The following is an 8,320-nucleotide window of genomic DNA, read 5'->3' as shown; positions in this document are numbered from 1 at the left end:
CGCCATCGCCGCCACTGCCAGCCCGGCGGCCGGGGGGACGGCCAGTTGCACGCCAAACCCTGCCGACTACGACGGCACCAGCACCTGCAGCGCGACGCCCACCGCCGGCTACACCTTCAGCGCCTGGAGCGGCGACTGCACCGGCGCCAACTGTGTGTTGAACAACGTGACTGCGGCCAAGGCGGTTACCGCGACCTTCACGCGCAACAGCTACGCCGTCACTGCCACCGCCAGCCCGGCGGCCGGGGGGACGGCCAGTTGTACACCCAACCCGGTGGACCACGGCACCAGCAGCACCTGCAGCGCCACGCCCACCGCCGGCTATACCTTCAGCGCCTGGAGCGGCGACTGCACCGGCGCCAGCTGTGTGTTGAGCAACGTGACCGCGGCCAAGGCGGTCACCGCGACCTTCATGCGCAACAGCTACGTCATCACTGCCAGCGCGAGTCCGGCGGCGGGCGGGGCGGTGTCTTGCACGCCCAACCCGGCAGACTACGACGGCACCAGCACCTGCGGCGCGACGCCCAACGCCGGCTACACCTTCAGCGCCTGGAGCGGCGACTGCACCGGGGCCAGCTGTGTGTTGAGCAACGTCACCGCGGCCAAGGCCGTCGCGGCGACCTTCAGCCTTAACACCTACGCCATCACCGCCACTGCCGCGCCCGCGGCGGGCGGCGTGGCAAGCTGCACGCCGAACCCGGTGGACTACGGTGCCACGAGCCTCTGCACGGCCTCGGCCAACACCGGCTATACCTTCATGGCGTGGAGCGGCGACTGCACCGGAGCCGGCACCAGTTGCACCCTGACCAATGTCACCGCGGCCAAAAGCGTGACGGCCAACTTCGGTTACAACATCGCCGCCAGCGTCAGTCCGGCCGGTGCCGGTACGGTGAGTTGCACGCCCAACCCGGTCGCGCCCGGGGATGCCAGCACCTGCCCTGCCAGGGCCAGCCCGGGTTATGTCTTCGCCGGTTGGCGTGGGGACTGTGCGGGCCGGGCCGGCACGATCTGCACCCTGAGCAACATCACATCCGCGAAGACAGCCGTGGCGACTTACGTCCCGATGGCGCTGGTCGTGCCCAGCCGCGGCGGTTGGCGGGCAACCCTGGGGCGATGAGCTGAGGTTTCATGGCGGATCGCCCTGTGGGCATCCGCCTTACGGGTACCGCGGTTTGTAAGCTCTGGGGGCGGTTCCTCCGTGCGGTGTGTTTGCCCGGGTTTCCAAGTTCCAGAATCGTCCCGCATGGGGCCGCCTCGCCGTTATACTGCGCCCCCATGTCACTGCTCAAGAAAAAACCCGCCTGCCCGATCCACGGCTGCGCGCTGCGGCTCTCCCACCACGGCAAGAAGACCAACCCGGGGCACTACTGGATCGAGGTCCAGGGGGCGCCGCTGCTCTACTGCCCGGAGTGCCACGAGCGCGGCACGGATACCTCGGTGGAGATCGAGGCGGAGGCGTCCAACGCCTTCCTGCGCCAACTGATCCGGCTGTACGACGGCTTTGAGTTTCCGCCGGAACTCGGCAAGCCGCGCATCCGCCTGGACTTCAACCCGGGGCGGGCCGTTCCGGAGGGCCTGCCCGCGGCCGGTCGCCCGCTCGATCAGGGGTTGGCCCCGGCGTTCGAACCGGCCCAGACCGCGGCCCCCAGTCCCCCGGCCGACCTTCGGACCAGTCCGCAGGCCAGTGGGGCCGAAGGGCCGCCCGAGGACGCCCAGACCTTCGAGAGTTTCCAGCCGCGCAAACCGCGACACGGCCTTGACCAACTGGTGCTGGACCCCGAGACCCTGGCGCGCATCCGCGAGTCGGTCAACGTGCTGCTGTCCCAGGACCTGCTGTTCGGCTGCTGGAATCTCGGCGCCGTGGCCCGCACCGGCCGGCGCATGGCGCTCAACTTTTACGGGCCCCCAGGAACCGGCAAGACCCTGGCCGCGGAGGCCATCGCGGCCATGCTGGAGCGCGAGATCCTCATCATCAGCTACGCCGAACTGGAATCCAAGTATGTCGGGGAGACGCCCAAGAACATCCGCGCGGCCTTCCGTCGCGCCACCGAGACCGGTGCCTTGTTGTTCTTCGACGAGGCCGACTCGATCCTCGGCAAGCGCCTGACCCAGGTCTCCCAGGCGGCGGACAATTCGATCAACGTCGCCCGCAGCACTACCCTGATCGAGCTGGACAACTTCGACGGGGCCGTGATCTTCGCCTCCAACCTGGTGAAGAATTACGACACCGCTTTCCTGCGTCGGGTGCTCGCGCATGTCGAGTTCCCGCTTCCCGCGACCGAGCAGCGCCGCCAAATCTGGGAGCGTCATATCCCCAAAGAGTTGCCGATCAGGGAGGACGTTGACTTTTCGCTGCTGGCCCAGTATTCAGAGCATGCGGCGGGTGGTGACATCCAGAATGCCGTCCTGCTCGCCGCCTCCTATGCCTCGCTGCGGCAAGGGGTGGAGCAGGTGGTCAGCATGGCCGATTTCAAACGGGCCATCGCCTTTGTACTCGACGGCAAGCGGCGCATCTTGGAATGAGCACGGCCCCCTCGTTCTCATCCGGCGCATTCCCCTACTCGTTCCCACGCGCCGCGTGGGAACGTATCCCGGGACGCTCAGCGTCCAGAAAATCAATAACAATCAACCGGAGTACTACCGATGAGCACCCCCTATGACATCTGAGTCGCGTCAATACCGCTTGGGCTTCCTGACCCTGGCCCCCGGTATCCTGCCCCGGCATGCCTGGAGCCTGCTCGTCGCCGCCTTTTTCTCCATCGGCCTGATGATCTTCATCAGCGTCGGTCAGACCTATGTGCTCAATGCGTTGCTCAAGGTGCCCGTGGAGCAGCAGGGGTCTATCAGCGGTAATCTGGTGTTCTGGACCGAACTCATTACGCTGGCGCTTTTTATGCCGGCCGGCATCCTGATGGACCGCATCGGGCGCCGCTCCATCTATGCCGTGGGCCTGCTCCTGCTGGCGGCCACCTATGTACTCTATTCCCAGGCGACCTCGGTCCATGACCTCTATCTCTACCGCATCGTCTATGCCTGCTCGGTGGTCGCCGTTGCGGGGGGGCTGTCGACGGTCATGGTGGACTATCCGGCCGAGAACTCGCGCGGCAAGCTGGTGGCCACGCTGGGCTTTCTGAGTGGACTCGGGGTCGCCTTCATCCAGGGCTTGGGCGCGCTGCCCCAGGCCCTCATCAAGCACGGCTGGAACGAGCAACAGGCCGGGCTCATCACCCATCTGGGTGTTGCGGGACTGGCGGTCGCCGTCGCCGTGCTGGTGGCCGTTGGGCTCAAGGGCGGGACCCCGATGCACCGGCGGGACCGTCCGGGGGTGCGTGAACTCTTCGTCAGCGGCTTCGCGGCGGCGCGCAATCCGCGCATCCTGCTCGCCTATAGTGCCGCCTTCATCGCCCGCGGTGACCAGTCGGTCAATGCCATCTTTATGATTTTGTGGGGCACTACCGCGGGGCTGGCCGCCGGGATGGGGAATGCGCAGGCGGTCAAGCAGGGCATGTTCTTTTTTGTCATCGCCCAGGTCTCCGCGCTGCTCTGGTCGCCCGTGCTGGGCCCATTGCTCGACCGGTTGGACCGGGCCACCGCACTGGGTGTTTGCATGCTGCTCGCCGCCATCGGCAACTTCTCACTCCTGTTCCTGGAGAGCCCGCTGTCCGCCAATGCCTGGGTCTTCTCCATCCTGATCGGTATCGGCCAGATCAGCGTCTATCTGGGCGCCCAGTCGCTCATCGGCCAGGAGGCCCCGACCCGCCAGCGCGGTTCGATCATCGGTGCATTCAATGTCTCCGGGGCCATCGGCATCCTCGCGATCACCTGGCTGGGCGGGCGCCTGTTCGACCACGTGGCCCCGTGTGCGCCCTTCGTGTTGGTGGGCCTCATCAACTTGCTGCTGGTCGCGGGGAGCCTCTATGTGCGGGTCAAGGCGCCGCGGCCGCCCATGGACAGGAGCGGGGAGGGCCAGCCGGCGGCGGGGCTGCATTAGCCATCCATCTCTTTCTCGTGACACCGCTGCGGCGGCGTCACGCCTGTGTCAGGCCTGGAATAATGATCAAGGCCCGAACGGGCGATTTTGAGTCGATTCAGAGGTTGCAATAACAATAGCGGGGGACTGGTATGTGTCATCTAGCGTCGGATGTCTCATCGGCAATGCGGCCAGGCGGCCAATGGCGCCTGCCCCGGCTCTTGGTCCTGCTGCTCGGGCTGATCCCGGCGCTGAGTCAGGCAGCGGGCTGGACCCCGGCCGGAAGCCTAAGCACTGCGCGTTGGGATCACAGCGCCACCCTGCTCCCGGACGGCCGGGTGCTGTTCGTGGGAGGCAGCAACGGCACCGGTGCACTCATGACCGCCGAACTGTACGACCCGGCGACTCACGCCACGGTCGCCGCCGCCGGTCTCACCACGGCTCGCCAGGCCCACGGCACCACTCAGCTCGCCGACGGGCGCGTGTTGGTTGTGGGCGGCTATAATCCCAGCACCTTTCTCGCCAGCGCCGAGCTTTACGACCCGCGGACCAATACCTGGAGTGCGGCCGGCAGCCTCACCACGGCGCGGGCGGACCCCGTTACCACGCTGCTCCCGGACGGGCGCGTGCTGGTCGCCGGCGGGTACAATTTCAGCCCCTATCCCACCAGCGCCGAGGTCTACGACCCGGCAAAGAATACCTGGAGTCCGGCCGGCACGATTGCCCACGGCGCCTGGTTGGCCACCGCCACCGTGCTGGCCGACGGGCGGGTATTATTGGTTGGGGGTCAGGGCGACACCGGAATTCGCAATACCGCCGCGCTCTACGACCAGGCAACGAATCAATGGAGCCCGGCCGCCGACCTCGCCGGGGCCCGCGCCTTTCATACCGCGACCCTGCTCCCGAGCGGGGGCGTGCTGGTCGCGGGTGGCGGGGTCGGTGTCGGTGGTTTCACTACCAACTCGGAGCTGTATGACCCGGTGACCAATACCTGGAGCGCCGGCGGCCAGCTCGGCAGCGCCCGGGGGGGACACAACGCCGTGTTGCTCCCCACCGGACGGGTCCTGGTGGCGGGTGGACTCAATCCCAGCAATACGGTCATCGCCGGTTGCGAGGAATATGACCCGGTGACAAACAAATGGGCAACGGTCGGCAGCCTCGCCGACGCGCGCTACGATGATTCCGCCACCCTGCTCCCCGACGGGCGCGTGCTGGTCACGGGCGGCGCGGGTCTCGCCGGTGCAACCCTGAGCAGCGCCGAGCTTTATGCCTCCGGAAACGGCACCTGGACCGCGGGGGCCAACCTCGGCTCCCCGCGCGTCAATCACACCGCCACCCTGCTCCCCGACGGTCGTGTGCTCGTCACCGGAGGATACGACTACGCCAACAGTGCCTTGCTCACCGGTGCCGAGCGGTACCAGCCGGCGAGCGGCACCTGGTCCCCCGCCGGCAGCCTCACCGTCGCGCGCCAGTTTCACACCACCACGGTGCTCGCCGACGGACGCGTCCTGGTGGTGGGCGGGCAGGACGCCACCGGCGAGCTCGCCAGTGCCGAACTGTATGACCCGACGACCGATACCTGGAGCCCGGCCGGCGCCCTCACCACCGCACGCACTAGCCCCACCGCGACGCTGCTCGCCGATGGACGCGTCCTCGTCGTCGGCGGGGGGACCTCGAACGGTAGTCGGGTGTTGAGCAGCGCCGAACTGTACAACCCGACGACCAACACCTGGACCGCGGCCAGCGGCCTCACCACCGCCCGCGCCAGCCACACTGCCACCCTGCTACGCAACGGGCGCGTGCTGGTGGCCGGCGGCGGCACCACCGGCAGTCAACCGGGCAGTTACCTGCAGAGCGCTGAGTTGTACGACCCCGCGACCGACGCCTGGACCCTGGCCGGCAGCCTCACCGACCCCCGCGTGATGCACACCGCCACCCTGATCCCCGACGGGCGTGTCCTGGTCGTGGGTGGGATGAACTACACCACCATCTATGTGGACCCCGCGGGCGCCCTCTACAGCGCCGAGCTGTACGACCCGGCGACCGACACCTGGACCACGACCGGTTATCTCGCCACGCCCCGCTTTGGCCACAGCACCTCACTCCTGTCCGACGGCGGGGTGCTCGTCGCCGGCGGGGTCAACGGCCCAGACGGCTGGCTGAACAGCACCGAGCGGTTCGATCCGGCGACCGGCACCTGGGGTGGGGCGGCCACCTTCACAGTCGCCCGCAAGCAGCATACGAGCACCCTGCTCCCCGACGGACGCGTGCTGCTGGCGGGAGGGATGGTGGTCAATGCATCCTATGCCGGCGTCTCGCTTGCCTCCACTGAGCTGTATGACCCCCGCGGCTACACCCCCTGGCACGTCGTCGCCTTAACCGGCGTCACACCCGCCCTCGGTCCCAGCCTGGCCCTCGAGGTCCAGGGGAACGGACTGCGCCCCGCCCAGGATGCCGGCAGCGGGACCTTCCAAAGGTCGCCGGTGAATCTCCCCCTGCTTGCTGCCCTGCGCCTGGACAATGGCGAACTGCGCTGGCTGCCGCTCGACCCCGGTCAGGCGCCAACCGACACCGGGCTGCGGGTCGCTGCCGCTGATCTCGCCGGCCTCGCCGACGGCCCCTGGTTGCTCACCCCGGTCGTGGTCGGCATCCAGGGCCCCGGGCGCATCACCCTGGTCAACCTCCACACCCATAACACCTATGCCATCACCGCCACCGCCGCGCCCATGGCGGGCGGTGTGGCCAGCTGTACACCCAACCCGGTCGCGTCCGCCGGCACCAGCACCTGTACCGCCACGGCCAGCATGGATTATGTCTTCGCCGGTTGGGGCGGGGACTGCGCCGGTCCGGCCGGAACGACCTGTACCCTGAGTAACATCACCTCAGCCAAGGCCGTCACGGCAACGTATCTCGAGGCGGTGCTGGTACTGCCGAGCCGCGGCGGTTGGCGGGCCGCCCTGGGGCAATGAGCCGAGTGCTAGGAGACCGGGTCCGAATGGCAAAGTTGCGTCGAGGCTGCCGCTGTCCCGACGGTGGCTGACCCGGCGCCGTCGCTTCATTGGGGCTTCCCATTCCCCCCGATAACCGACATGATTGCCCGATCGACCTCTAACCCTGCCCAGGTGCGCGCAGCGGCGCGTCGGCGGCGGCCAGTTCGGCCGCGGGTACGCCGGCTGAGGCCGTCCCTGGCACTGGATTCCGGCGTCCTGCCGGAATGACGGTGTCACTTGGTGTGGACGGGGGGGAAGTAGGTGCAATCATCGACATCAGCGGCGAAGACCATCCATGAGCACAACATCGAATTTAGCAGGGACTGACAAGGCGGCCCGGCCGCTGGTCGGGATTGTCATGGGCAGCGACTCGGACCTGCCGGTGATGCGGGAGGCGGCGGACATCCTGCGGGAGTTCGGTATCCCCTACGAGATGACCATCGCCTCCGCTCACCGCACCCCCCGACGTGCCATCGACTTTGCCGAGGGTGCGGTGGGGCGCGGTCTGCAGGTCATCATCGCCGGTGCCGGCGGGGCGGCCCACCTGCCGGGCGTGCTGGCGGCCTTCACGCCGCTGCCGATCATCGGGGTGCCCACCAAGTCGGCCGCCCTGTCCGGTCAGGATTCGCTGCTGTCCATCGTGCAGATGCCGGCCGGGGTGCCGGTGGCCACCGTGGCCATCGACGGCGCCAAGAACGCCGGTATCCTCGCTGTCCAGATCCTGGCCACCGCGGACCCGGCACTGCGCGAGCGGGTCGTCGCCTACAAGCGCGGCCTGGAGGCGGCGGTGTTGGAGAAGGCGGCGCGGCTGGAGGCGGCGCAAGCGTGAGGAGCCGGCCGGTCAAGTGCCGCCAGACAACGCGCCCATTGGCGCACTGGCCTGTCTGGTCCCGTCAGCCGTATTTCTTATGCGTGGCCACAGCGCAATCGCTCAGTGCAGTACCGCATCCAGACTCTCGGCGGTGAGGATGCGTTCGGACCAGTCCAGCAGGGTATCGGCATCTGCCTCGACGATGCGCTGACGCACCGCCGCGCTCGGGGGGCCAAATTTTCGTTCGATCAAATGCAGGACGACCTTGGCCTCGCCCTGTTGTTGTCCTTGCTCGATGTAGCGGTCGATGAAGGTCTGCATGATGGGGTCTCCGGTGGAGGTCTGTTGCAGCAGCAGGCGGGCATCGTGCTCGTCCACGCGCTGGGTGCTTTGGACGTAGTGCCCCATTCCACCCTAGGTTGCATACCGACCCCAACGGGGTCGAACATATCAGCCCAGGGCAACGCCCTGGGTTAGCGTTGTTTATTCGGCCCAGCCCTGAAAGGGCGTGACATAACGGTGGGGCTCGTTATGTCACGCCCTTTCAGG

General features: G+C 67.7%; 6 protein-coding genes. 5 read left to right on the top strand and 1 reads right to left on the bottom strand.

All coding sequences use genetic code 11. The annotated features are described in order from the left end of the window. The 5 genes from QZY44_RS09455 to purE form a co-directional block, all read left to right on the top strand. A partial coding sequence (locus tag QZY44_RS09455) for a hypothetical protein (protein ID WP_295445522.1) occupies positions 1-1,117 on the top strand: 1,117 nt, incomplete at its 5' end. Between the two features lie 158 nt (positions 1,118-1,275). Further along, entirely contained in the window at positions 1,276-2,523 is a 1,248-nt protein-coding gene (locus QZY44_RS09450) for an ATP-binding protein (RefSeq protein WP_295445521.1), read from the top strand. Between the two features lie 133 nt (positions 2,524-2,656). Beyond that, positions 2,657-3,991, top strand: coding sequence for an MFS transporter (locus QZY44_RS09445; protein ID WP_295445520.1), 1,335 nt, complete (start codon positions 2,657-2,659; stop codon positions 3,989-3,991). A 164-nt stretch (positions 3,992-4,155) separates the two neighbouring features. After that, the gene (locus QZY44_RS09440; RefSeq protein WP_295445518.1) at positions 4,156-6,939 is read left to right on the top strand and encodes a kelch repeat-containing protein; all 2,784 of its coding nucleotides are present in this window, start codon (positions 4,156-4,158) and stop codon (positions 6,937-6,939) included. Between the two features lie 316 nt (positions 6,940-7,255). After that, a complete protein-coding gene (gene purE, locus QZY44_RS09435) occupies positions 7,256-7,789 on the top strand; it encodes a 5-(carboxyamino)imidazole ribonucleotide mutase (protein ID WP_295445516.1) in 534 nt (177 codons plus the stop codon). A 102-nt stretch (positions 7,790-7,891) separates the two neighbouring features. On the opposite strand, the gene QZY44_RS09430 is transcribed toward purE, so the two are convergent. Further along, positions 7,892-8,179: a hypothetical protein gene (locus QZY44_RS09430; RefSeq protein ID WP_295445515.1), complete on the bottom strand. Its 288-nt coding sequence runs from the start codon at positions 8,177-8,179 to the stop codon at positions 7,892-7,894. Positions 8,180-8,320 lie beyond the last annotated feature (141 nt).

The sequence above is a fragment of the uncultured Thiodictyon sp. genome (assembly GCA_903837595.1).
GTDB lineage: Bacteria > Pseudomonadota > Gammaproteobacteria > Chromatiales > Chromatiaceae > Thiodictyon.
The sequence above is the reverse complement of the archived record's forward strand: the minus strand, read 5'-3'. Positions and strand labels throughout refer to the sequence as shown.

What these genes read in the sequence shown, in the direction of transcription:
- QZY44_RS09445 (WP_295445520.1), top strand. Translation starts at nt 2,657, where the DNA reads ATGACATCTGAGTCGCGTCAATACCGCTTGGGCTTCCTGACCCTGGCC.
- QZY44_RS09440 (WP_295445518.1), top strand. Translation starts at nt 4,156, where the DNA reads ATGCGGCCAGGCGGCCAATGGCGCCTGCCCCGGCTCTTGGTCCTGCTG.
- purE (WP_295445516.1), top strand. Translation starts at nt 7,256, where the DNA reads ATGAGCACAACATCGAATTTAGCAGGGACTGACAAGGCGGCCCGGCCG.
- QZY44_RS09450 (WP_295445521.1), top strand. Translation starts at nt 1,276, where the DNA reads ATGTCACTGCTCAAGAAAAAACCCGCCTGCCCGATCCACGGCTGCGCG.
- QZY44_RS09430 (WP_295445515.1), bottom strand. Translation starts at nt 8,179, where the DNA reads ATGGGGCACTACGTCCAAAGCACCCAGCGCGTGGACGAGCACGATGCC.